A 22,267-nucleotide genomic window follows, 5' to 3' on the forward strand; every position below is an offset into this window, starting at 1 on the left:
TGGCCGGCGAGCTTACCGCAGTCCGGCCGTGCGCTGAAATGACCTTCATTTTTAATCCCGGGTTTGACACCTGAAGTAACTGATCCTAAATTTCCGGCATGATGTAACCGGTTACATCATAGTCAAAACCTGAGCGCTAATCCGCCCCGAACAAGAGAAAATTCGCGATGAATGTTGCAACGGCAAAAATAAGAATGGGGTTTGTCGGGGGCGGCGAGGGCGCCTTCATCGGCAAAGCCCACCGCCAGGCCGCCGGCCTCGATGGTCGTTTTGAACTGGTGTGCGGTGCATTCAGCCGAGACGCCCGCAACAATCAGGACACCGGCGCCGCGCTGGGATTGTCCGCCTCACGCTGCTACAGCGACTGGCAGCAGATGCTCGATAGCGAGCGCGCACTGCCTGCCGACCAGCGTATGGAGCTGTTGGTCATTGTCACTCCCAATCACTTGCACGCGCCGATCGCCAGCCAGGCACTTAGCGCGGGTTTTCATGTGTTCAGCGAAAAGCCCGCGGCACTGAATCTGTCCGAACTGCTGGCGCTCAAGGCGGTGGTGAAAAGCAGCGACCGCCTCTATGGACTGGCCCACACGTATCTGGGTTATCCGATGGTCTGGCAGGCGCGCAAGATGGTGCGTACCGGCGTGATCGGCGCTGTGCGCAAGATTATCGTCGAATACCCGCAGGGCTGGCTGAGCCGGGATGTGGCCGGGCAGGGCAACAAGCAGGCGAGTTGGCGCGATCAGCCCGAGCAGTCCGGGCTGGGCGGCTGCATTGGCGACATCGGCACCCATGCCTTTTCACTGGCCGAATTCGTCGCGGACCAACCCATCGAACAGGTGTGCGCAACCTTGGGTTCGCACATTGCCGGGCGGCAACTGGACGATGACGCGGCGATGCTGTTCAAGATGGCCGCCGGAGCCAGCGGGGTGTTGATCGCCAGCCAGGTCTGCGCCGGCGAAGAGAACCCGTTGAAGATCCGCGTCTATGGCGACAAGGGCGGGCTGGAGTGGCGTCAGGAAGAGCCCGCGAGCCTGATCCATCGCTCCCTCGATCAACCGTTGAGCATCCTTCGTTCCGGTGTCGGTCAGCCCTGGTTGTGCGAGGCCGCCAGCCAGCGCATGCGTTTGCCTGCCGGGCATCCCGAAGGTTATCTCGAGGCCATGGCCAATCTCTATGGAGATTTCGCCACTGCGATCCGCAGCAACGTCGAAGGCAACGATGCCCCCGGCGTGCCGGGCATCGACGTCGGGTTGCGTGGCATGGCGTTCATCGAAGCGGTGGTCGCCAATCATCGCGGCGACGCGAAGTGGACCGAACTGGTCCGCAACCCATGAATCCGGAGAACCCTCCCGTGAACCACATTTCCCCAGCACCGGCAGGCCTGCGCGGCCCGGGTATTTTCCTCGCGCAGTTCATGTCCGCCGAGGCCCCCTTCGATACGCTCGCCAACATTGCCCGCTGGGCCGCAGCGCAGGGTTACAAAGCCATTCAATTGCCGACCCTGGGCACGCAGTACATCGACCTGGCGCGCGCCGCCGACAGTCAGGATTACTGTGATGAGTTGAAAGCCGTCTGTGCCCAGGCCGGTGTCGAAATCAGCGAGCTGTCGACGCATCTGCAGGGCCAACTGGTGGCGGTGCATCCGGCGTTCGATACGTTGTTCGATGACTTTGCCCCCGCACATTTGCGCGGTCAGCCTCAGGCACGAACGGAGTGGGCCATCGATCAGTTGAAGCTCGCCGCGCGCGCCAGCCAACGCTTGGGGCTGAAGGCGCACGCGACGTTTTCCGGTGCGCTGCTGTGGCCGTATGTTTACCCATGGCCGCAACGCCCGAGCGGACTGGTCGAGCAGGGGTTTGCCGAACTGGCCAAGCGCTGGTTGCCGATCCTCGATTGTTTCGAGCAAGCCGGCGTCGATCTCTGCTACGAGATCCATCCCGGCGAAGACCTGCACGACGGCGCCTCGTTCGAGCGTTTCCTTGAGGCCGTCGATCACCATCCGCGCGCCGCGATTCTCTACGACCCGAGCCATTTGCTGCTTCAGCAAATGGACTATCTGGGCTTCATCGATCGCTACCACGAGCGCATCCGCATGTTCCACGTCAAGGACGCCGAGTTCCGGCCCGATGCTCGCTCGGGTGTCTACGGCGGTTATCAAGGTTGGGTCGAGCGGCCTGGCCGCTTCCGTTCTTTGGGCGATGGGCAGATCGATTTCAAATCGATTTTCAGCAAATTGACGCAGTACGGCTTTGCCGGCTGGGCGGTTCTGGAATGGGAGTGTTGCCTGAAGGATTCGGAGCAGGGCGCCGCAGAAGGAGCGGCCTTTATCCGGCAGCACATGATCAGCAAAACCCGAAAGGCGTTTGACGATTTCGCCAGCGTGACCTCCGACGAGCGTTTCAATCGACGGCTATTGGGTTTGCCCGACGCCTGAAAAATCTGTTTGCCCCTTTCTCCAAAAAAAAACAATAAGACGGTGACTGATATGACCACGATGACTGCGCGATTGAGCGTAATGATGTTCTTGCAGTTCTTTATCTGGGGCGGATGGTTCGTGACCCTCGGCACCTTCCTCTCCAGCAATCTGGGGGCCAGCGGCGGGCAGATCGGCATGGCGTTCTCGACGCAGTCCTGGGGCGCGATCATCGCGCCTTTTGTGATCGGTCTGATTGCCGACCGCTACTTCAATGCCGAGCGCATCCTCGCGGTGTTGCATCTGATCGGCGCGGTGCTGCTGTTGCAACTCTATCGAGCGCCTGACTTCAGTGCGTTTTACCCGTTCGTGCTGGCTTACATGATGATCTACATGCCGACGCTGGCATTGGTGAATTCGGTGGCGTTCCGGCAGATGCGCGACCCGGCTTTGGAGTTCTCGCGGATCAGAGTGTGGGGCACCATCGGCTGGATCGTGGCGGGCGTGGTCATCAGCTTTGTGTTTGCCTGGGATTCGCAACAAGCGATCTCAGCCGGTGGCTTGCGCAACACGTTTCTGATGTCGGCCATCGCCTCCCTCGTGCTCGGGCTCTACAGCTTCAGCCTGCCGCGCACCGCGCCGCTCAAACCTGAGCCGGGCAGTGTCGGCTTAAAGCAAATGCTGGGGCTGGACGCCTTGGGTTTGTTGAAGGACCGCAGTTACCTGGTGTTCTTCATCGCGTCTATTTTGATCTGCATTCCATTGGCGTTTTATTACCAGAATGCCAACCCGTTTCTGGCAGAAATCGGCGTGACCAATCCAACCGCCAAGATGGCGATCGGGCAAGTCTCGGAAGTGCTGTTCATGTTGCTCCTGCCGCTGTTTATTCAGCGTTTCGGCATCAAGATCGCGCTGCTGGTGGGAATGCTGGCGTGGGCGTTGCGCTACCTGTTGTTCGCCTACGGCAACAATGGGGATCTCGCCTTCATGTTGTTCACCGGCATCGCTTTGCACGGCATCTGCTACGACTTCTTCTTTGTTTCGGGGCAGATCTACACCGATGCCAAAGCGTCGGAGCGTTTCAGAAGCTCGGCGCAAGGGCTGATCACGCTCGCGACGTATGGCTTGGGCATGCTGATTGGCTTTTGGGTGGCTGGGGCGGTCACCGATCACTATGCGTCGGCAGACAGCCATGACTGGAAAAGCATCTGGCTGTTCCCGGCAGGGTTCGCGTTGGCGATATTTTTCTGTTTTTCGCTGGCCTTCAAAGGCCGGCAAAGCGTGGCGGTGCCGTCGAGTATTTGAATAACCCCCCGAGTCTGAAGAACACCGTCGGAACCTGTGGGAGCGGGCTTGCTCGCGAAAGCGGTGGGTCAGGCGACATCAATGTTGATTGTGCCGCCGTCTTCGCGGGCAAGCCCGCTCCCACAGGGGTCGCGATTAATCGATGGGTATTTCAGGGGTTCTGGAACGCGCCTGATTCAAGGCGCGCCAAACAGCATCGTCCAATAAACACCCTCATCGCTGCGCGAATCGGCGGCATAGGCCGCGCCCACTTGGGTAAACATCGGGTTCATCAGGTTGGCGCAATGCCCGGGACTGGCCAGCCAGCCGGCCATCGCTTTGTTCGGTGAGCTTTGCCCGGCGGCGATGTTTTCGCCAATCTGCCGGCCTCGATAGCCGGCGGCTTTGGCCCGATCCAATGGCATATCTCCGTCGGGATCGCGGTGGGCGAAGTAATTGCCGTAGGCCATTGCCTTGCTGTGCCCTTGCGCCGCGGCCCCCAGGGCGGCATTCCAGGTCAAGGGGCGTGCGGCGGCAAAGCGTTGGCGCCCGCACAGGCGGGGCCTGGCCCGTGCCGCATTGACCTGTGCCAGCAACGCCTTGCCCGCTGCTCGCGAATCGCCGACACGTCCGTCGAGCACCGGTTGCGCCAGCACCACCTGCCATTCGCTGCGGGAGCGAGTGACGCCGATGTCGGCGAACTGAGTATCGAGCAGCTCCCCGCAATGGTCGCTCTCAAGCATGTCAAACGCCTCATCGGCATCTTGCGCGCCGACCACGCGAATGGTGCGCACCGTCACCGCTTGATAGCCGTTGGCCTTCAAGGCACTCCGCAAACCGCCGCCATAGCCGACCGGCAATGCCAGGTTCGATTTCAGCGACAGCGGCCGCAACGGCTTGACCGTACGCCCCGCACAACGATCGGGATCGGCGCGGTAGTCGTTGATGACCTCCACCAGTTGCCGCTCCCCACTGGCGTGGGCGGGGCTGGCGAGTAGCGGGAGCAAAGGCATCAGGCACAGAGAGATAAAGCGACAGCGGCGGACGATTGGGCGCATGAACGAACAGCTCTGATGAGATGACGATGATAGGGGGATAGGAATGGGCAAATAACCGTAGGAGCGCTTCGTTGGGTGAGCTTCTTTTACGGCACGGCTAAGACTGCGGGTCTGAAGACTGGTTCACGAGGGGAAGAGACAAATTTAGCGGCGCCGCCGTGGGGGCCGATTCAGGCATGCACTGGTCAGTCCGCCGGGGACATCGGACACGCTGACTGGTACCGTACTGACATCATTCAGGTGGTACAGGGACATGACGAAAGCCAGGGGTGACAAGGATTGGGTAAGGCGCTCGGCTCAGCCGTTGAAGATGGAGCGCATCGAAGCCTTTTTTGGCGGCCTTGGGTTTACGCCGCATCGCCACGATACGTACGCCATCGGACGAACGCTGTCGGGTGTACAAAGCTTCCAGTACCGCAACGCAAAGCGTCACAGCCTGCCCGGGAAAACCATCGTTTTGCATCCGGACGAGGTGCATGACGGTGAAGCCGGTACCGAGGCGGGTTTTCATTATCGGATGATCTACATCGAACCCGCCTTGATTCAGCAAGTATTAGGCGGCAAGCCCTTGCCCTTCATCGAGGGGGGTATATCCAGCGACCCACGGCTTTATGCCGCGACCCAGGTGCTGCTGCAAAACCTCGACGCTTGCATCGAGCCCCTGGAAGAAGACGATGCCATTTACGATCTCGCGCAGGCGCTGGATGTGAACTCGGGGCAACGCGGGCGGCGCAAGTCGTTTGACTTTGTAGCGGCCGAACGCGCGCGTGCGCTGATTCATGAGTCGCTGGATCGAGTCATTACCCTGGAGGAGTTAGCGCAGGCCAGTGGTCGAGACCGCTGGAGCCTGAGCCGTGATTTTCGTGCGCTGTACGGTACGAGCCCCTATCGATACATGACTCAACGACGCCTCGATCTGGCAAGAGCGCTGATGTTCGGGGGCTACTCGATGGCGGAGGCGGCCGTCTCCGCAGGCTTTTTTGATCAAAGCCATATGACGCGCCAGTTCGTCCAGACCTACGGCGTCTCACCCGGTCGATGGATGAAAAGGCTGGGCCTTGTTTAAGGGCGCTCGACTTGCACAATCATGCAATACGCCGTGCTGATCCTCTCCTAAAGTCAGACCTCGATAACTTGGCTAGTGAGGGCGACTCAAATGCATTCCCAACCCGGTGTGACAACCTGCACCGCGATTAACTTTGCCGAAAAGTTTGCTTTGTTCAGCGAGCAATGGGCACCCAAGGTCATTGCCGAAATGAACGACTACCAGTTCAAGGTGGTGAAAATCGAAGGCGACTTTGTCTGGCATTCCCACGCCGACACCGATGAAACCTTCATCGTCCTCGAAGGCGAGCTTCGCATTGATCTTCGAGAGGGGGCCGTCGTGGTCAGGCAGGGAGAAATGTACGTCGTCCCCAAGGGCGTCGAACATAAGCCTTATGCTGAGCGAGAGGTGCAGATGCTACTGATCGAGCCGCGTGGCGTGCTGAATACCGGCGATCAGGAGGGAGAAAGAACCGCAATCAATGATATCTGGATTTAGACGTCTTGGTAGTTTCTTCATCTCTGGGTGAGCAGGGCGCCTGAGAGCCTCGCGCCCGTTCAGTTGCATCTATCGCTACATCTGCCAGCAAGCATTCAGGAGCGCAGTGTCATTCTCTGAATCAACGAATTAGCGGCATTTTCGATGAAAAGGTTCGATGACAGGTGGCGAAGTGCCTCTCGTCGGAAGACAACGCGGCTATTTCGCGCTTTTCAGCTATTCTTGCGGCATCTGGACGGTGGCCATGACGTACTGGCACACGATGCGCAAGGAAGGGAAGACAAAATGGATGATGTGCATTGCGTGCAAGTTATCGCTGTAACTGGCGGTAAAGGTGGCGTGGGCAAGACAACGGTGGCGGTTAACCTTTCGTTGGCGCTGGCAAAAATGGGGCGGCGTGTCGTATTGCTGGACGCCGATCTGGGCCTGGCGAATATCGATATTCTGTTGGGGCTGACGCCGCGCTACACACTGGCCGATGTCATCGAAGGGCGTTGCGAGCTGTCCGAGGCGCTGTTGCCTGGGCCTGGAGGCATTCGTGTTGCCCCGGCCTCTTCGGGCTTGCAGAGCATGATTCATCTGGAACCGGCGCAATACCGGGCGCTGATCCAGTCCTTTAGCGATATTGGCGACAAGCTGGATGTGCTGGTGATCGATACAGCCGCCGGTATCGGTGGCTCAGTGGTCAATTTCATCCGCGCGGCGCAGGAAGTAATGGTGGTCGTGTGCGATGAGCCCACCTCAATCAGCGGCGCCTACGGGCTGATCAAACTGCTCAACCTGAACTACGGTATGCATCGTTTTCGCATATTGGTCAACATGACGGGAAGTCCGGCAGAAGGCCGCAATCTGTTTGCCAAGCTGGAAAAGATTACCGACATGTTCCTGGATGTCTCGCTGCAATACGTCGGCGCGATACCCAACGACGAATGTGCGCACAAAGCCGTGCAGAAGGGGCGTGCGGTGTTTGAAGCCTTTCCCCGTTCCAAATGCGCTCAAGCCTTCCAGGCCCTGGCTCACAACGTCGACACCTGGCCTTTGCCGACTCATCCGAGAGGGCATGTGGAGTTTTTTGTTGAGCAACTTGTGCAAAATTCGGGCAGGTGAGTTTCAAGGCCTTGTAATGTTGTTCACTTAAGCGCTCATCAGTCATACCTGCCTTTGTGGCGAGCGAGCTTGCTCGCGTTGGGCTGCGCAGCGGCCCCAAAAATCTGACAACTATTGCCGGTTTTTGTGAGTGCTACGCACTCAAGCGGGAGCAAGCTCCCTCGCCACAGGTTTCTCACTGACTCAAAACCAGACTCAAATCACAACTTGTAGCCGATCTGCCGCAACAGGTTCTTGCGCCACAGAATGTCTTCATCGCCTTCAATGTCTTTGGCACAGAAGCCATCCACTACACCCAGAATCCCGCGTCCCTGTTCCGTCTCAGCAACAATCACCTCAGTTGGATTGGCCGTTGCACAAAAAATACGGCACACCTCTGGAACCGTTTTGACGGCGTTCAACACGTTCAACGGATAGAAACCGTCGCCCAGAAAAATGATGAAGCTGTGGCCCGCGGCAATGGCTTGCGCATTTTTCTGTGCAAGTTCGATCATGGCGGTATCGGTGCCGGACCATCGCACCAGGCATTTGCCAGAGGCTTCACAAAAGGCCACGCCAAACTGGATACCTGGCACGGCGTTGACCAACGCTTCGTGGATGTCCTCGACGGACTTGATGAAGTGCGTCTGACCCAAAATGAAGTTCGTCGCTTCCGGCTTGTCGATTTTCAGCGTGATGAGTTGCATTTCAAACGCCTCCTTTCACGATGCTGCGAACCAGAGTCTGGCCTCTAATCAAGCCGGGACGGTGTCTTGCTCAGCGGGCGGTGTCTCTGTGTAGACGCGAACATCCCCCAGTCTCCTTATTGTCGACTTGGGCAAGGTCGGCGCATCAAGAAGAATCGAGTCAATGCGCTTGCGGATGTCAAAAACGATTGGGCCCAGGATAGCCTCGTCCTTGCCGCTGGCGATTTCGTCCTGAATCTCACGAGAGATCGCCCCGAGTTTCTCGGCGGTGTCTTTGTGCCCCGCAGCCCGGGTGTCAAAGTTCAGGAAGGTCTGAACCGAACTCAACACCAGGGTCAGGAGTGACAGCACGCCGGCTACGTATTGGAGCCATACGGGCGAGGAGTCACTGATGGAGCCAAAGACGCTGGCGCTGACGATCGCTGACAGAACAACGCAGGGGATGCCCAGTTTCCAGCTGAATTTCTCGAAATCCCGGGCACTGATTTCGTGTTCAATCTGCAACCGAACGATCATGCGATTCCATTTGGTCAGTAGCTCGAGCCGGCTCATGGTTGCAGTCCTTGGCAGGGGGATTCAGAGGAATATTAGCTTCTATTTGGCCGCCTGTTAGGGTTCGCAGACAGGATGACGCTGAGGCGCCAGGCCTTCTTCCTCTCGGAGTTGGCGGCTCATGTCATCGCAGCTTTGCGACCAGGTTGTCAGCCACGGCGACATCTCGGGTGACTGTTCAGCCAATCCCAGCTCCCGGACAAACTCGGCAGGTGCAACCGTGCCTTTGGCCGCGCGGAACAGCCCCCGCATGATGACGACGCCGATCACGCGTCCTTTGCTCACGAAGCGGTGTTCCATAAAGCTCCACTTATCGTCCCAGCCGAGTATGCGGGTATGAATCTCAAACGATTCGAACAGCTTCAGCTCCCGCCGAAACTTGCCCCAGGTATCCCCAACAATCGGCACCGCTCTATGGCGCAGGGCCACTCGATAGGCGCCGCTGCGCAGGACGAAATCCATGCGACCCACGTCGGCCATAGTGAAATAACGGCCATTGGTGACGTGCCGGTTGAGGTCAAGATCGAGCGGCCAGACGCGCATGCGGATGACGGTAGTGGCCAGCCCATCAACCGGCTTGCGCCATGGGCGACGAAACAGCATCAGGAACAGTCGAAACCAGAGATTCATAAGGATGCCGAGGGTTGAGTAGATCGATGCACTTTAGGGCGGGGACTGCGAGCGAGATAGGTGCACAAATGACTTTTTTCATGTGAAAAGCGCAATTGGATCATTCATGCGCTGGGGCAGTCATTTCAGCGGCTGCCCGCCAGCCAGGTATTCCGCTCGGGAATGCCCCCATAAAAATCATGCATTTTCTTTATGGCATTGGATCTCGTAGCGTGTCTGCTCACCATATGGAGATGACCCCCGTGAATGATTCCCGCCTGTGCCTGTACGTTGATGCTCAATTCACCAGTCCCTATGCGATGTCGGCTTTCGTGGTCCTTCGCGAAAAGGGCATCGAATTCGAACTGAGCCCGCTGGACCTCGACGCGTTCGAGAACCAGTCAGAAGATATGCCAGCCTCTCGCTGACCCAGCGCGTACCGACGCTGGTACAAGACGATTTTGCCTTGTCTGAATCGTCGGCGATCACTGAATACCTGGAAGACGTTTTCCCCCGGACGCCGGTTTACCCGCAAGACTTGATGCAACGCGCGAAGGCACGACAAGTCCAGGCGTGGCTGCGCAGTGACCTGCTGCCCATTCGGCAGGAACGATCCACACTGGTGGTGTTTTATGGCCTCAAATCAGCGCCCTTGTCGCCCGCTGCCGAATCGGCCACGCGCAAGCTGATCGGTGCCGCACAAGCGCTGCTGGCTGACGGCCGCGAGTACCTGTTCGGGCAATGGTCGATCGCCGATGTGGATCTGGCCTTGATGCTCAACCGGTTGATACTCAACGGTGACGCCGTGCCCCCTGCGCTGGTGGAATACGCGCAGCGTCAATGGCAGCGGCCTACGGTGCAGGAGTGGGTCAAACTGCAGCGTCCAGCGCTGTAGTCGGCGTACGCATTGTTTTAAGTCGCAGGAGCGACTGGACGAACATAGTAATTGTCGAACTCGCCGCTTTCGACGAATTGGAAGCCATGACGGATGTAAAACCGATTCGAAGCGCTCTCTTTGAGAGCGCCTACCCTGATGGCGCGCGCGGCGGCGTCCGCTTCTTTGAAAATCTGCATGAGGACTGCAGAACCTACTCCTGATCCCTGAGCATTCGGTCTTACATACAAGTGGTCAAGCAGCAGTTCTTTCAGGTGATGCCTGACCACAACAAAACCGATCCGCTCACCGGCCACCTCGATGTGACGCGTGTCGCGGGAATCAAAACCGTTGATAAAGCGCTCACGGGCACGCACCGGATCAAATCGCCCAATACGTTCCAGACTTTCGCGCATGGCCTCAATTCGAATGGCCACAAGATTGTCCAAATCGCTTTGTTGAGCCGCGACCAGGATGACTGGAGGATTTTGATCAGGTATGACGGACATCGTCTGCGCTCTAATTATCATCACGGGGAACCAGTATAGGCTTGCTGCGCAAGGCGCTGGAGGGGCAGGACATTTATCAAAATGCGTACCCGCAGCCCATCATCGCCACGGGTTTCATTCTGGTCCTCCTGCAACGACGTTAAAGGGACAAAGAGCGTTATAGATTAGCTTCAAGGCTTCGGTGTAGCAGCCAGTCATGATGAAATAGCCGCCCCGTTTTTGCAGTCAGCAACACCTGATTTGGAGCACCACATGAAAAACGCCGCCGCACTTACCTTCGCCTTGATGCTCAATACCGGGTTATTCAGCCTGCAAGCAGAAGCGGCGGGGGATGCTGAAGCCGGTCAGAAACTATTTAACCGTATCTGCGGCGGCTGTCATCAAGTAGGGACTTCGGCACGGGGTTCTTTTGGTCCGCAACTCAATGCGATCTTCGGGCGCCCTGCGGGAAGCACAACGGACTATCAGTACTCCAGCGCGATGAAATCATCAGGCCTCATCTGGACTCGCGAAACACTCACCGCGTACATCGAAGCGCCAAAAGAAGTGGTCCCCGGAACCCGGATGATTTTCTGGGGCCTCAGCGATCCGCAGAAGGTCGAAAACCTGTTGGCCTACCTTCAGACATTTCAGCCGCAATAATCTGTACCTCATCAAAATGTTTGCCGCGTAAAGGCTATATGGGTGATATCAATGAGCCACTTCATCCGCTAAAGGAGGCGCCGCCCGAGAGACGGATCCCGGGCTTTTCTAATGGAGTGACTCAGTGAATTATCTCAGCAAAGTTGTTGCCGTAGCCCTGTTCGGTCTGGTTCTGGCGGGTTGCACCGGGGCCCCGATGCAGACTCAGCAGTACGACAGCAGCCAGTACACCGTTGTTGGCCACAGCGAAGCGACCGCCACTGGCCTCCTGCTGTTTGGTGTTATCCCGATCCAGCAGAACAACCGTTTCATCCGCGCTCAGAACGCCGCGATCAAGGCCAAGGGCGGCGACGCCATGATCAACACCCAGGTGCAGGAAAACTGGTTCTGGGCCTGGGTCCTGACCGGTTACACCACCAAGATCTCCGGTGATGTGGTCAAGCTGAAAACCGTTCAATAAGCGACAGGCACTGCCTTTGTGGCGAGCTTGCTCGCGCTGGGCTGCGTAGCGGCCTCAAAATCCGACAGCCATTTGCCGATTTTTGTGAGTGCTACGCACTCAAGCGGGAGCAAGCTCCCTCGCCACAGGTTTCTCACTTCTTGATCGCACCTCACCCCCAGGCTTTTCCGAGCTCATCCAGACCCGCGTCTTGCAGGTTCTGCGCACTCATGACCACTCGGAATTTGCAGTTGGCCTGGAAGTTGAGAAAGAAGGGTTCCGCATATCCGGGAATTTCGGAAGGGTCTTCTATATCGATCAGAAAAATCCCACTTCGCATTCCATCCTGCTCAGTGAAATAAGTCGCCTCCGGCTTAATGGTTTCCAGCACGCGGTTCATGATTTCGCCGATTTTCCCGGACCTGACATGCGCGTTGAAAGGCTCATGGGGAAACTCGACCATCAGTAGCATTTTCATTATTCGATACTCTGTTGAGGTGGCGTGCTCCTTACCCGGATCCTTACTCCTGACGATGATGCCGCAAGCCGTGCGTTCAGCCAGCGGTGGTGTGTGGTTAAGAATAGCGAAGGGTTGGAGGCTGCCGGGGCAGAGTTACGGACGGTCATTCTTGATGAATCGGCGGCGAGGCGAAGGGCTTGTTGGCTGAAGTCACGCAGTTCTGTGATGAAAGCAATTTTATGTAACGTGGCCTTGGACGTTCGAAGAGAGACACGCCAGCATCGCCAATAGAGGCGATGCCGACTCACCGATCCCCGATTACTGCTGTACCGGCGTGCAGAGTTCTACCAACGTTCCGTCAGGGCATCGAACGTAAGAGACGATTTGTCCCCAGGGCTTGGCGCTTGGTGCGGAAATTTCGGTGGCTCCCGCCTTCAACGCTCTGGCGTGCGCCGCCGGAACATCCTCGGTCACCAGGCCTACTTCGATTCCGAGTGGTTTGGGGGAGGAGTGTGCCGAGACATGGCCCGTGCTGAAGTTCATCGCGGCCAGTTCATCGGCGGCGAATGCCAGCGCGGTTTCCCCGGTTTCGAGTTCGCCGTAGGTGTTGGATTCATGGAGGAAGCGAACGCTGAACCCGAAGGCTGACGAAAAGAACTGGAGTGAGGCAACGACGTCCGGGACGTAGATGATCATGTAGCCAAATTTCATGAACGGGCATTCCTTGTCGTGTTAATTGAGTGGCAAATCACGGTTACCCAGGCAGGTTTACCCTGTGCCTGTTCTTTTGAAAAGGCTAGCGGGTGTCATCACGGTGTCATCGAACGAATGGCAAGCTCCTCGCGAACCGTCTTGAGCGCTCAGACGGAACTCCGTCTGCGGGCTGATGAATTTGCCAGGAATCCCCCTATGAAAGGAGACGCCTCCCTGTTTGCGGCCATTGACTTGGGGTCCAATGCGTTTCGCATGATGATCGGCCAGTCAGTCAGGCGCAATCAGGGGTTCATGATCCAGGAAGTGAAAACCTTGCGAGAGCCTGTCCGTTTGGCGGAGGGGTTTCAGGGAGGGGCGCTGGATGAGTTGGCGCTGGATCGGGGATGGCAAGCGCTTGCGCGATTTGGCAAAAAACTGCGCGGCTTTGAGGCAGGTCGCGTGCGGGCAGTGGCGACCAGTGCCGTCCGCGAAGCCGATAATGCCCAACTGTTTCTGGCCAGCGCGGAGCGGCACCTGGGTTTTCGTATAGACGTCATCTCTGGGCATGAAGAGGCCCGACTGGTGTACGCCGGTGTTGCCCATACGATACCCGGTACAGAAAGTATGCGCCTGGTCGTGGATATCGGCGGCGGCTCTACTGAATTGATTCTGGGGCAGGGCACTCAGCCTCTCTTGACCGAGAGCATTGCCATTGGCAGCGGTACTTTTGGCGCGCGTTACTTTCAAGGCGGCTGTATATCGGCGAAGGCGCTCCTGGAGGCCGAGCGCGTGGCCACTCTACAGTTTGAAAAAGTTACCCGCCGTTATCGCGCGCTGGGTTGGCAGCAGACTATTGGCTCTTCAGGTACTGCACGGATGCTGGCCAAAGTGCTCAAGGCCAATGGTTTGAATGACGATGGTCAAAGCGGTATCACCTACGGCGGTCTGTTGCGCTTGTCGTTGCGTCTGCTGGAAGTGGGGCATGTTAAACAACTCAAATTGGCGGGCTTACCACCCCATCGGCTGAATATCTTGCCCGGTGGCCTGGTGCTCATGCTGGCGGCGTTCAAGGTATTCGGTATCTCGCACATGAGTCCTTCCGAACCGGGATTAAGGTTGGGCGTTCTTCATGGCCTTATGTCCAAACACTAAATGACGCCGCTGCTGTAAGAAAAGAATTGTTATTTAGATCAAAAAGAATGTGAGGACGTGATGGCTGACAAACTCCGGGTTCTGTTTGTTTGCGCAAAAAATGACGTTCGCTCACTGATGGCGCAAGCGCTACTTCGGCACACTGATTGCGAACACTTCGAAGCCTTTAGCGCGGGTCTTGTGGCCAGTGAAGTTGATCCCCGCACGCTGGAGTCTCTCGATCACGTAGGCATCGACACCACGGGGTTACGCAGTAAAGCCATTGATGAGTTTGAGGGGCAGCCGTTCCATTATGTAATTACGCTGTGTGACAAATCGTCCGAAGAGGCTTCGCGGATGCCTACCGCCGGAGAAGTGATCGTGTGGAATTTCGAGGACCCGGTCACCAGTGAAAAACATGATCCGTTCCGTCATGCCATTCAGGAAATCCACGATCGCATCAAAATGTTCATTACTGTGAAGACCCGGTAGTACCAGCGCTGACCATCTTTGATGATCGTCGGGCACTAAAAACGCATGAAAAAACCCGGCTGATGAGGCCGGGTTTTTTGGTTGAGTATTGCGGTAAAGCCACTCATTCATGCTGCACGATTCTGAATCAGACGATCCGAACCACCTTCAGCGACGCGGTTTTCGATCAGACGATCCGAACCACCTTCAGCGACGCGGTTTTCGATCAGACGATCCGAACCACCTTCAGCCACGCGGTTTTCGATCAAACGATCCGAACCACCTTCGGCAACGACCGGGTGAGTAGAGGAAGCGGCGAAAGCGTTAACTGCAAAAACCGAGAAAGCAATGCTGAGGAGGATTTGGCGTTTCATGATGGTGTGCTCCGGGGTGTTATTGGTTGGGTATGGAGCGGATGTTACGCCGAGGATTTTTTATGAGAACTTCATTGACGTGATGGTGACTATCGATGCCAGCAATGGTTGCAACGTAGTGAGCAAGTGCCGTGTCCACGCCAAGGCAGGCAGGCGTTATGAACGCACACGTCTCGCTACACCGCTGCGGTTTTGCTCAGAGTGTGTAAAAACGACTTACTTCAGAGTGAATGTTGCTTTGAGCGGCATGACAACCTTACGCAAGTTGTCTTTGAGGGTGATTTCTACTGTCCAAATGCCTGTGGGATCACCTGGCTCTCCAATGAAATCGATCACGGGGGCGGCGAGATACATGTTGCTCGGCTCCCCGTTAAGGCGCCCTTGAAAACAGACTGAATCTCGCTGATTGATCGACTCAGTACCATTCGGTCTTGTGACTTTCAAATCGCAAGTGATGTTTGCTTCGTGATTGGCATTCAGCTTCGGGTTTGCAAAAAACGTAAGCGTGAAGATCCTTTCACCTAGGGTGACAACTTTTGCTTCGGTAAATATCGGGGTGGTTTCGGCCGGTGTATTCCACTTTTTTTCCCAATCGGAATCGGAGGTGATTAATAGCGAGCCCCCAAACCCTCCGATGATTCGTCTTGATTCAGTGTCTGGATATGGATTGCCGTTTGAATCCCTCCAGTAGCCCGCATGTGCGCTTGACCATGAAAAAGACATCGCGATGAGAACGGCGAGCAATCGAAGGTTCATGAACGACTCACTCTAAGTAGATGATACAAATGGAGTAATGTTTTGCGCCATCTGTATCTGATAACGCTCCTTGTCCATGTGTAATACCTTGGTCCGCTTGAGTGTAGCGAGAGAAAACGTACTCATATTTCGCCTTGGCGAATCGAGCACCATCGAAGCATCCAGCCGATCAGCGTTGAAGGCTATTTTTCTCACCCTCGGTAGAAGGCTGGGTGGGCATCGAGTAGCGCCACCAAGCGATCGAACATGGGATGTATGTAGTTCTCCTGACGTTTACAGGAACAGGTCGTAGGACAGTTTGCCGATCAGGATCACCAGCAACACCAGGAACAGAGCCCGGACAAAGGGCACGCCTTTATGAACCGCCAGCCAAGTGCCGGTCAGCGCGCCCAGGATGTTGAATGCCGCCATGGGGATTGCGATCAGGTAGAGCACGTTACCCGTCGGAATGAAGAATATCAGCGCCGCTACGTTGGTCGCGATGTTCACCAGCTTGGCCGACGCCGAGGCATGAAGGAAGTCGAAGGCGAAGCAGCGGATAAACAGGAAGATCAGGAAGCTGCCAGTGCCGGGACCGAACAGTCCGTCGTAGAAGCCAATGGCACCGCCGATGACGATCGCCAGCAGTTTTTCCTTGGTGCCGATGCGCATGGGCTTGTGCAGGGCGCCGAAGTCCTTTTTCCAGAAGGTGTAGATCGCCATCAGCACGATCAACACCAGCACCGCCGGCCGAATCATCGACTGGGGTACAAACGACACCGTGGCCGCTCCGAAGAAGGCCATGACAAAGGCCGAGCAGGCGGCGGGGATCACCAGACCCCAGTCGATCACCACCTTGCGCACGAAGGACCGGGCCGCGAATGCCGTGCCGCAGGCTGCCGCGACTTTATTGGTACCGAGCAGCGCCGCCGGTTGTGCCGTGGGCAGCACGTTGAATAGCGCGGGTATCTGGATCAGTCCGCCGCCGCCCACCGCTGCATCGATCAGGCCGGCGGCGAAGGCGAACACGCAAAGGATGGCAATATCGATCATGAAATCAGGCTCTGACGATGAAGGGGTGGTGAGGGCCCAACGGTACCGCGCTTGCCGGGTCGTTGACCCGAAGACGCACTGCAATGGCAGCAGTTGTGGGTTGAACGGGAGGTTAACGGAAGGGCCTTTTTTATGTTGCAATGCCACGTTGTGAAAAGTGCAATGAGGTGGTCAGTGGCATTGAATATGTTGGGGGAACTTGAAGCCTTCGCGACGGTGGCTCGCAAGCGTAGCTTTATCGCGGCGGCACGTACTCTGGGGCGCTCCCCCAGCGCGCTGACCCGTGCCGTTCAAGCCCTGGAGGAAAGTGTCGGGGTCAAGTTGTTCAATCGCTCGTCCAATTCCGTGAGCTTGACCGAGGCGGGTGAGCGCTTGATGCCTCACGCTTACAAAATGCTGGATCTGCAACGTGAGGCGGATGAAGACCTGGCCGGTCTCAGCGGCCTGGCTTACGGCTGGATCCGCTTTTCCGCCCCCGAGTTTCTCGGACACGGGGTAATGCCCCGGTTGATCGCGCAGTACAGCGAGCGTTATCCAGACGTGAACGTCGATGTAATTTTCACCGATGAGATCATCGACCCGGCCAAGAGCAAGCTGGACTTCTCGATTCGCGGCGCGTTTGCGCAATCCAGTGATCTGATCGGCTATCCGCTCTGGAATTATTCACGTTACCTGTATGCCAGCCCCGGGTATCTGGAGCGGCGCGGGATGCCCGACTCCATCGAGGCGCTGGAGGCGCACTCGCTGATCCTGCATACGGCACCGCGGATTCTCAAGGAGTGGAATTTTCGCAGTGAGGAGCAGGCCATCAGCTTTCGGGTTCATCCCAAATTTCGTTTCAGCTCCGGTTTGGCAGTATTCCAGGCGGCCTTGGCGGGCGTGGGAATCGCCCGCCTGGCGGACTGGATGGCGGAGCCCGAAGTGGAAGCGGGGCGCCTGCTGCGGATATGTCCCGAGTACAAGCTCACCTCCAGCAGCGGTGAAAGCCCGCAGATGCACGCGGTGTACCCGGCCGGGAATCTGCCGCTGCGGGTTAAGTCGTTGTTGGAAGTGATCCGTGGCTTTGGCGACAGCCTTGGTCGAAAGCATGCAGTGACGCTTTAGGCGGCTGGGCGCTGATCCTCAATCAGTGTGATAGCCGCCTGAGGTCACCCATGAGCGTTTTTTGGCAGTTTCGCAATCGCCGCGCTGCACAAGCCTTGGCTTCCCACACATCACTCACCGGTTAAATCAATCAGTCCCTTTTCATCATTGCGATACGTCGAAGGCTCGGTAGAGGCCGCGTTGTCCCATGTCAGCAGTATCTGGGTGATGGCCGCATCAATGACCTCATGCTGGGTGTTATCCCGAGCGAGGATGGAAATACCCTGCAGGAAACTGTCGAACATCGTAGCCATCGCGGGCGCGTGAATAGTGCCCGGCAACTGACCGGCACTGACACCTCGCTCAACACACGCCAAAATCCCCGCGCGAGTGTGGGCGCGAGATTGGGTCAGGGCATCGACTACCCGCGCATTCTCCGGGCTGGGCGCGCTCATTACGCTAAGGGACACCATGCAGCCCTTGGGATGGCCGTCTTCACACTGCATGCGCGCTGACTGGCGCAGCGCGGTCTCGATGGCTTGGCGTGGCGGCAGGCTCTCGTCCCACAGGCATTCGGTAACCTGGGCGAACGTCGCCAGGTAACGTTGCACACACTCATCAAACAACGCTTCCTTGGAACCGAACGCCGCGTAAAAACTCGGCGCGGAAATTCCGCCACCCAGTCTGGCTTTCAACTGAGCGAGGGAGGTCGCGTCGTAGCCGTGTTGCCAGAACAGGTGCAAGGCCTGCTCCACGGCATGGTCGCGGTCGAAAGTGCGGGGGCGGCCCATTTGCGCCATTTCAAAACTCCTCTGGACGACGAGATAAATACTAGTCGATACATAAGTCGTTGACAACGAACGTTGGCTGCCCTCAACATTTATATCGATCGGTATTTAAGTCTGAAATCCTCACTCAAGGAGTCTCCCGTGACACCCTCAATCACCTTGTCGGCAGCGCCGGACCGCCTGCCCATCGGCGCCTTGCTCGCCCTGGCCATGACCGGCTTCATTTGCATCGTCACCGAAACCCTGCCCGCCGGTCTGTTGCCGATGATCAGCGCAGGCCTGGCGATTTCCCCCTCCATGGCTGGCCAGATGGTCACCGCCTACGCTCTGGGCTCGGTGCTGGCGGTCATCCCCATGACCATCGCCACTCGTGGCTGGCGCCGCCGCAACGTGCTGCTGCTGACCATCGTCGGTTTCTTACTGTTTAACTCCATCACCGCGTTGTCATCCCACTACGGCGTGATCCTGGTGGCGCGCTTCTTCGCCGGCGTCGCGGCGGGGCTGGCCTGGAGCCTGCTGGCCGGTTACGCCCGACGCATGGTCGCGCCCCATCAACAGGGCAAGGCGCTGGCGCTGGCCATGGTCGGCACACCGATTGCCCTGTCTCTTGGCGTGCCTCTCGGCACTTGGCTGGGCGGCCTGGTGGGTTGGCGCACGACCTTCGGCATCATGTCAGCCCTGACCCTGGTGCTGATCGCCTGGGTACTGGTGAAAGTCCCTGACTACCCACCCCAAGCCGCGCATCAGCGCATGTCGCTGCGCACAGTGCTGACCACGCCGGGCGTGCGTCCTGTGCTGGCGGTGGTGATCAGCTGGATGCTGGCACACAACGTTCTCTACACCTACATCGCACCATTCGTGGCTCCGGCGGGGTTGGGGGATCGGGTGGATTTGGTGTTGTTGGTGTTTGGCATTGCGGCGTTGGTAGGGATTTGGGTGACTGCCAAATTGGTTGAGCCGTTGTTGCGCAAGACTGTGTTGGTGAGCTTGGCGGCGTTTGCGGCGGTTTCCGTGGTGTTTAGCTTTTTGAGTAGCGTGCCTGAGGTGATCTACATCGGCGTGGCGGTTTGGGGGTTGAGTTTCGGCGGGGCTGCGACGTTACTGCAAACGGCGCTGGCGGATGCGGCGGGGGATGGGGCGGATGTGGCGTTGTCGTTAAATGTGGTGGCTTGGAATAGTGCGATTGCGGGGAGTGGGGTGGTGGGTGGAGTGCTGCTGGATAGGTGGGGCGTCGCCTCTTTTCCGTGGGCAATGGTGGGGTTGGTGGGGGTAGGGTTTGCGATTGTCTGGGGCGCGCGGGCCCACGGCTTCAAATCGGGCCCGCGTGCGGCTGGCAGGCCTGCGGTGGCGGGGCACTGAACCACAAAAAAGTCAAAAAATGGTTCTGGATGGGGGCTCGGGCCATCCAGTTGATGCATACCAAGGCGTTCACATTTTCTGAGGCTACCGTTTGCAGACATCGTAGTCGGACGTACTACCGTTGCTTTGCCGGGTTCGTCATCGTAAATTCTGACGAGAAACTCATCCTCTTCGTTCTGTACCACGTAGTTACAACCACGGTACTCATATCCAACGTCGTGGTCGACATCATCAAAGCAAGTAGCGTTCACTATCTTCAAGGCGGCCCTCGTTAACTTTGACTAGCAGTAAGCCAGTTGTAATCCGGCATTCGGATTCCATAGGAGGATCGCCTCGTGAAGCGCTTTATTCAAGGTGAACATATAGGTCAAAGTACCAGTTCGTTGTTCTCTGCCAGCAGTTGGGATTGTTCGGAAAAAATCTGGTCTTGGTAACTACTACGGGGGGGCCACCATGCGTAATTACACCCTGGAATACCTGTTCAACGGCGAATCCCGCACACACGTGCTCGAACTCGAGCAGCCTCAACTGCCTGTCCATGAGGCGGCGATGCACCTGCTGCAGCTGCATTTTGGGGATGGTGAGAACAGCCTGATCATGCCCACTGCGGACGCGACGCCGGCGGAGATTTTAGAGCAGGCTGAGCGGGTAGGGCTGACGCGGATAAAAGTCGTCGACTAACCCGGTTGATGCGAGGTGCTACGGTCAGCAACACGCGGGCCCATTTGAAGGACTACTGTTGGCCGATGTCCTATCTTCCCCAAGGCACGACGCACGGAAGTCGATCACACAACCCGCGCCAGCACTTTACCCTGCCTCTCTCACCTAGCATGATGGGCCGCTCGCACTAATGCCAAAGGTGCCGGACATTCGTGGTGAATAGGAACTGCAGTTGAACGAACAGACATTATCCATGCGCCTGGAACGCGTGGCGGCACATGTGCCAGCAGGTGCGCGCCTGGCCGATATCGGCTCGGATCACGGCTACCTGCCGGTGGCATTGATGCGCCGTGGCGTCATCGCGGCGGCGGTGGCCGGCGAGGTGGCACTGACGCCGTTCCACTCGGCCGAACGCACTGTGCGCGAGAACGGCCTGGACCAGCGGATCACCGTGCGCCTGGCCAATGGCCTGGCGGCGATCGAGCCGGGCGACGGGATCACGGCGATCAGCATCTGCGGCATGGGCGGCGAGACGATCCGCGACATCCTCGACAGCGGCAAGGCGCGTCTGAGCGGCCAGGAGCGCCTGATCCTGCAGCCCAACGGCGGCGAGCAGCCACTGCGCCAATGGCTGATGGAAAATGGCTACCGCATCCTCTGCGAGGAGGTATTGCGGGAAAATCGCTTCTACTACGAGATCATCGTCGTCGAGCGCGACGGGCCGGTGATGTACAGCGCCGAGGAGCTTTACTTCGGCCCGCTGCAGATGCAGGCACGCAAGCCGGCGTTCCTGGACAAGTGGCAGCGCATGCTGCGCCAGAAGCAGAAGACCCTGGCCAACTTCGCCCGGGCGCGGCAGGCCGTGCCGGAAGAGAAGGTGCAAGACCTCACCCGGCAGGCCCGGTGGATCACCGAGCTGCTGGCTTAAGCACTGCGATTATCTTGGAAGCGCTTGGTTCGGGACTACGCTAAAGCTATGCCGGGTCGTCGATCAATTGTGACCCACTGTTCGCGCTGCGTCCGTCCCTGGAGCACCCAATGCCGCCCATTACCACGCGCCTGGTGGCGCTGTTTGTTCTTTGCCTGACGCTTGAAGTGCCAGCCCAGAACAGCGACTGCCCAGCGGGTGAGAAACAAGTGTGCCTGGACGGCTGCATCTGCCTGCCGGACGTGGGATCGCTCCCCCTGCCTGATGGCATCTACCAGGTCGCGGCACCTGCCCTGGCGCGGTGGCTGACCCAAGCCCGCGCTGAAGCAGCCAGCGCCGGTATCCAACCCATTCCACCGCACATCCGCGAGCAATTGCTGCGCTGGTACGACCCCAGCGTTCTCGATGCCGCGCGCTACAAAGTGAGCGACGACGGCCAGTTCAACGCCGCCACTGCCATGCTGCAAAACCCCGATGTCGGTGCCGTGACGCTGGTCGACATCATCCTCTTCCGGGACGCTCAATCCGCAGAGCAGAACATCGCGCTCTGGGCCCACGAACTAAAGCATGTGCAGCAGTATCAGGAATGGGGAGTAGAAGGATTCGCCCAGCGGTATACACAAGACTTCAATGCTGTGGAGGCGCCGGCTTATGCCATACAGGCTGAGGTCAGGCGGTTGGTGCGGGAAGGGGCTCACTGAAGGGTAGCGAAGCTGCCTGTCATTACAGGTAGAAGGCAGTGGTTTTATGGCATCGTGTTAACAACCGATCTGCACAAATCTTCTAAACGTTCTTTTCCATTGCGCGGTAATTTAG

At 57.7% G+C, this 22,267-nt stretch carries 25 protein-coding genes and 2 pseudogenes; 16 read left to right on the forward strand and 11 right to left on the reverse strand.

Annotated features, from left to right (window positions below; translation table 11 throughout):
* Positions 1-167 precede the first annotated feature (167 nt).
* From BK662_RS12950 to BK662_RS12960, 3 genes are read left to right on the forward strand one after another with little or no spacing between them, the layout of a single operon-like run.
* Positions 168-1,334: a Gfo/Idh/MocA family protein gene (locus tag BK662_RS12950; protein ID WP_375538989.1), complete on the forward strand. Its 1,167-nt coding sequence runs from the start codon at positions 168-170 to the stop codon at positions 1,332-1,334.
* A complete protein-coding gene (locus BK662_RS12955; protein WP_123358377.1) occupies positions 1,331-2,434 on the forward strand; it encodes a sugar phosphate isomerase/epimerase family protein in 1,104 nt (367 codons plus the stop codon). Before BK662_RS12950 ends, BK662_RS12955 begins: the two co-directional genes overlap by 4 nt.
* A gap of 51 nt (positions 2,435-2,485) precedes the next feature.
* Complete coding sequence (locus tag BK662_RS12960; protein ID WP_123358378.1) at positions 2,486-3,718, forward strand: nucleoside permease; 1,233 nt, start codon at positions 2,486-2,488, stop codon at positions 3,716-3,718.
* Between the two features lie 176 nt (positions 3,719-3,894).
* Here the strand turns inward: BK662_RS12960 and BK662_RS12970 are convergent, their stop codons facing one another.
* The gene (locus BK662_RS12970) at positions 3,895-4,755 is read right to left on the reverse strand and encodes a CAP domain-containing protein (protein WP_123358379.1); all 861 of its coding nucleotides are present in this window, start codon (positions 4,753-4,755) and stop codon (positions 3,895-3,897) included.
* A gap of 253 nt (positions 4,756-5,008) precedes the next feature.
* Between BK662_RS12970 and BK662_RS12975 the strand changes: the two genes are divergently transcribed.
* The 3 genes from BK662_RS12975 (at position 5,009) to BK662_RS12985 (ending at position 7,405) form a co-directional block, all read left to right on the forward strand.
* Complete coding sequence (locus BK662_RS12975; protein WP_123358380.1) at positions 5,009-5,821, forward strand: AraC family transcriptional regulator; 813 nt, start codon at positions 5,009-5,011, stop codon at positions 5,819-5,821.
* 90 nt (positions 5,822-5,911) lie between these two features.
* On the forward strand, positions 5,912-6,298 hold the full coding sequence (locus BK662_RS12980; protein ID WP_123358381.1) for a cupin domain-containing protein: 387 nt from the start codon (positions 5,912-5,914) through the stop codon (positions 6,296-6,298).
* A gap of 285 nt (positions 6,299-6,583) precedes the next feature.
* Entirely contained in the window at positions 6,584-7,405 is an 822-nt protein-coding gene (locus BK662_RS12985) for a MinD/ParA family protein (protein WP_123358382.1), read from the forward strand.
* Positions 7,406-7,605: 200 nt separating this feature from the next.
* Here BK662_RS12985 and BK662_RS12990 read toward each other — a convergent pair whose 3' ends face one another.
* The 3 genes from BK662_RS12990 to BK662_RS13000 are packed head-to-tail and all read right to left on the reverse strand — an operon-like array spanning position 7,606 to position 9,273.
* Positions 7,606-8,091 (reverse strand): adenosine-specific kinase, encoded by a 486-nt coding sequence (locus BK662_RS12990; protein WP_123358383.1) that lies wholly within the window; start codon positions 8,089-8,091, stop codon positions 7,606-7,608.
* A gap of 48 nt (positions 8,092-8,139) precedes the next feature.
* Complete coding sequence (locus tag BK662_RS12995; protein WP_123358384.1) at positions 8,140-8,643, reverse strand: SLATT domain-containing protein; 504 nt, start codon at positions 8,641-8,643, stop codon at positions 8,140-8,142.
* Positions 8,644-8,700: 57 nt separating this feature from the next.
* Complete coding sequence (locus BK662_RS13000) at positions 8,701-9,273, reverse strand: thioesterase family protein (protein ID WP_123358385.1); 573 nt, start codon at positions 9,271-9,273, stop codon at positions 8,701-8,703.
* A gap of 233 nt (positions 9,274-9,506) precedes the next feature.
* Here BK662_RS13000 and yfcF point away from each other — a divergent pair.
* Positions 9,507-10,147 (forward strand): annotated as a pseudogene (gene yfcF, locus BK662_RS13005) (glutathione transferase).
* Between the two features lie 17 nt (positions 10,148-10,164).
* Here yfcF and BK662_RS13010 read toward each other — a convergent pair.
* Positions 10,165-10,635, reverse strand: a complete 471-nt coding sequence (locus BK662_RS13010) for a GNAT family N-acetyltransferase (RefSeq protein WP_123358386.1) — start codon at positions 10,633-10,635, stop codon at positions 10,165-10,167.
* Positions 10,636-10,887: 252 nt separating this feature from the next.
* On the opposite strand from BK662_RS13010, the gene BK662_RS13015 reads away from it, so the two are divergent.
* Complete coding sequence (locus BK662_RS13015; RefSeq protein WP_123358387.1) at positions 10,888-11,277, forward strand: c-type cytochrome; 390 nt, start codon at positions 10,888-10,890, stop codon at positions 11,275-11,277.
* Positions 11,278-11,401: 124 nt separating this feature from the next.
* Entirely contained in the window at positions 11,402-11,737 is a 336-nt protein-coding gene (locus BK662_RS13020) for a hypothetical protein (RefSeq protein WP_123358388.1), read from the forward strand.
* 151 nt (positions 11,738-11,888) lie between these two features.
* On the opposite strand, the gene BK662_RS13025 is transcribed toward BK662_RS13020, so the two are convergent.
* Together BK662_RS13025 and BK662_RS13030 are read right to left on the reverse strand one after the other, a co-directional pair.
* Positions 11,889-12,194, reverse strand: a complete 306-nt coding sequence (locus BK662_RS13025) for a hypothetical protein (RefSeq protein ID WP_052967935.1) — start codon at positions 12,192-12,194, stop codon at positions 11,889-11,891.
* 300 nt (positions 12,195-12,494) lie between these two features.
* Positions 12,495-12,887 carry a VOC family protein gene (locus BK662_RS13030; protein WP_123358389.1) on the reverse strand — a complete coding sequence of 131 codons (393 nt, stop codon included), beginning with the start codon at positions 12,885-12,887 and terminating at the stop codon, positions 12,495-12,497.
* Between the two features lie 198 nt (positions 12,888-13,085).
* Between BK662_RS13030 and BK662_RS13035 the strand changes: the two genes are divergently transcribed.
* Positions 13,086-14,021, forward strand: a complete 936-nt coding sequence (locus tag BK662_RS13035; protein ID WP_123358390.1) for a Ppx/GppA family phosphatase — start codon at positions 13,086-13,088, stop codon at positions 14,019-14,021.
* Positions 14,022-14,081: 60 nt separating this feature from the next.
* Complete coding sequence (locus BK662_RS13040; protein ID WP_123358391.1) at positions 14,082-14,492, forward strand: arsenate reductase ArsC; 411 nt, start codon at positions 14,082-14,084, stop codon at positions 14,490-14,492.
* A gap of 110 nt (positions 14,493-14,602) precedes the next feature.
* Here BK662_RS13040 and BK662_RS13045 read toward each other — a convergent pair.
* The 3 genes and pseudogenes from BK662_RS13045 to BK662_RS13055 all read right to left on the reverse strand — a co-directional run.
* Positions 14,603-14,845: pseudogene (locus tag BK662_RS13045) on the reverse strand (phage infection protein); the annotation flags it as partial.
* 216 nt (positions 14,846-15,061) lie between these two features.
* The gene (locus BK662_RS13050) at positions 15,062-15,601 is read right to left on the reverse strand and encodes a hypothetical protein (RefSeq protein WP_123358392.1); all 540 of its coding nucleotides are present in this window, start codon (positions 15,599-15,601) and stop codon (positions 15,062-15,064) included.
* 273 nt (positions 15,602-15,874) lie between these two features.
* Positions 15,875-16,633, reverse strand: a complete 759-nt coding sequence (locus tag BK662_RS13055) for a sulfite exporter TauE/SafE family protein (RefSeq protein WP_123358393.1) — start codon at positions 16,631-16,633, stop codon at positions 15,875-15,877.
* Between the two features lie 174 nt (positions 16,634-16,807).
* Between BK662_RS13055 and BK662_RS13060 the strand changes: the two genes are divergently transcribed.
* Positions 16,808-17,737, forward strand: coding sequence for a LysR family transcriptional regulator (locus BK662_RS13060; RefSeq protein ID WP_123358394.1), 930 nt, complete (start codon positions 16,808-16,810; stop codon positions 17,735-17,737).
* 110 nt (positions 17,738-17,847) lie between these two features.
* Here BK662_RS13060 and BK662_RS13065 read toward each other — a convergent pair whose 3' ends face one another.
* Positions 17,848-18,516: a TetR/AcrR family transcriptional regulator gene (locus tag BK662_RS13065; RefSeq protein ID WP_123358395.1), complete on the reverse strand. Its 669-nt coding sequence runs from the start codon at positions 18,514-18,516 to the stop codon at positions 17,848-17,850.
* A 129-nt stretch (positions 18,517-18,645) separates the two neighbouring features.
* On the opposite strand from BK662_RS13065, the gene BK662_RS13070 reads away from it, so the two are divergent.
* From BK662_RS13070 to BK662_RS13090, 4 genes are all read left to right on the forward strand, one after another.
* Positions 18,646-19,863 carry an MFS transporter gene (locus BK662_RS13070; RefSeq protein ID WP_123358396.1) on the forward strand — a complete coding sequence of 406 codons (1,218 nt, stop codon included), beginning with the start codon at positions 18,646-18,648 and terminating at the stop codon, positions 19,861-19,863.
* Positions 19,864-20,316: 453 nt separating this feature from the next.
* Positions 20,317-20,544, forward strand: a complete 228-nt coding sequence (locus tag BK662_RS13080) for a hypothetical protein (protein WP_123358397.1) — start codon at positions 20,317-20,319, stop codon at positions 20,542-20,544.
* A 211-nt stretch (positions 20,545-20,755) separates the two neighbouring features.
* The gene (locus tag BK662_RS13085; protein WP_311196282.1) at positions 20,756-21,451 is read left to right on the forward strand and encodes a tRNA (adenine(22)-N(1))-methyltransferase; all 696 of its coding nucleotides are present in this window, start codon (positions 20,756-20,758) and stop codon (positions 21,449-21,451) included.
* A gap of 110 nt (positions 21,452-21,561) precedes the next feature.
* Positions 21,562-22,152 (forward strand): eCIS core domain-containing protein, encoded by a 591-nt coding sequence (locus BK662_RS13090; protein ID WP_123358398.1) that lies wholly within the window; start codon positions 21,562-21,564, stop codon positions 22,150-22,152.
* Positions 22,153-22,267 lie beyond the last annotated feature (115 nt).

It is taken from the genome of Pseudomonas frederiksbergensis (assembly GCF_003732275.1).
GTDB lineage: Bacteria > Pseudomonadota > Gammaproteobacteria > Pseudomonadales > Pseudomonadaceae > Aquipseudomonas > Aquipseudomonas frederiksbergensis_H.

What these genes read in the sequence shown, in the direction of transcription:
- BK662_RS13040 (WP_123358391.1), top strand. Translation starts at nt 14,082, where the DNA reads ATGGCTGACAAACTCCGGGTTCTGTTTGTTTGCGCAAAAAATGACGTT.
- BK662_RS12970 (WP_123358379.1), bottom strand. Translation starts at nt 4,755, where the DNA reads ATGCGCCCAATCGTCCGCCGCTGTCGCTTTATCTCTCTGTGCCTGATG.
- BK662_RS12975 (WP_123358380.1), top strand. Translation starts at nt 5,009, where the DNA reads ATGACGAAAGCCAGGGGTGACAAGGATTGGGTAAGGCGCTCGGCTCAG.
- BK662_RS12950 (WP_375538989.1), top strand. Translation starts at nt 168, where the DNA reads ATGAATGTTGCAACGGCAAAAATAAGAATGGGGTTTGTCGGGGGCGGC.
- BK662_RS13000 (WP_123358385.1), bottom strand. Translation starts at nt 9,273, where the DNA reads ATGAATCTCTGGTTTCGACTGTTCCTGATGCTGTTTCGTCGCCCATGG.
- BK662_RS12985 (WP_123358382.1), top strand. Translation starts at nt 6,584, where the DNA reads ATGGATGATGTGCATTGCGTGCAAGTTATCGCTGTAACTGGCGGTAAA.
- BK662_RS13080 (WP_123358397.1), top strand. Translation starts at nt 20,317, where the DNA reads ATGCGTAATTACACCCTGGAATACCTGTTCAACGGCGAATCCCGCACA.
- BK662_RS12990 (WP_123358383.1), bottom strand. Translation starts at nt 8,091, where the DNA reads ATGCAACTCATCACGCTGAAAATCGACAAGCCGGAAGCGACGAACTTC.
- BK662_RS13010 (WP_123358386.1), bottom strand. Translation starts at nt 10,635, where the DNA reads ATGTCCGTCATACCTGATCAAAATCCTCCAGTCATCCTGGTCGCGGCT.
- BK662_RS12960 (WP_123358378.1), top strand. Translation starts at nt 2,486, where the DNA reads ATGACCACGATGACTGCGCGATTGAGCGTAATGATGTTCTTGCAGTTC.
- BK662_RS12955 (WP_123358377.1), top strand. Translation starts at nt 1,331, where the DNA reads ATGAATCCGGAGAACCCTCCCGTGAACCACATTTCCCCAGCACCGGCA.
- BK662_RS13035 (WP_123358390.1), top strand. Translation starts at nt 13,086, where the DNA reads ATGAAAGGAGACGCCTCCCTGTTTGCGGCCATTGACTTGGGGTCCAAT.
- BK662_RS13025 (WP_052967935.1), bottom strand. Translation starts at nt 12,194, where the DNA reads ATGAAAATGCTACTGATGGTCGAGTTTCCCCATGAGCCTTTCAACGCG.
- BK662_RS13065 (WP_123358395.1), bottom strand. Translation starts at nt 18,516, where the DNA reads ATGGCGCAAATGGGCCGCCCCCGCACTTTCGACCGCGACCATGCCGTG.
- BK662_RS13090 (WP_123358398.1), top strand. Translation starts at nt 21,562, where the DNA reads ATGCCGCCCATTACCACGCGCCTGGTGGCGCTGTTTGTTCTTTGCCTG.
- BK662_RS13015 (WP_123358387.1), top strand. Translation starts at nt 10,888, where the DNA reads ATGAAAAACGCCGCCGCACTTACCTTCGCCTTGATGCTCAATACCGGG.
- BK662_RS13030 (WP_123358389.1), bottom strand. Translation starts at nt 12,887, where the DNA reads ATGAAATTTGGCTACATGATCATCTACGTCCCGGACGTCGTTGCCTCA.
- BK662_RS13055 (WP_123358393.1), bottom strand. Translation starts at nt 16,633, where the DNA reads ATGATCGATATTGCCATCCTTTGCGTGTTCGCCTTCGCCGCCGGCCTG.
- BK662_RS13050 (WP_123358392.1), bottom strand. Translation starts at nt 15,601, where the DNA reads ATGAACCTTCGATTGCTCGCCGTTCTCATCGCGATGTCTTTTTCATGG.
- BK662_RS12980 (WP_123358381.1), top strand. Translation starts at nt 5,912, where the DNA reads ATGCATTCCCAACCCGGTGTGACAACCTGCACCGCGATTAACTTTGCC.
- BK662_RS12995 (WP_123358384.1), bottom strand. Translation starts at nt 8,643, where the DNA reads ATGAGCCGGCTCGAGCTACTGACCAAATGGAATCGCATGATCGTTCGG.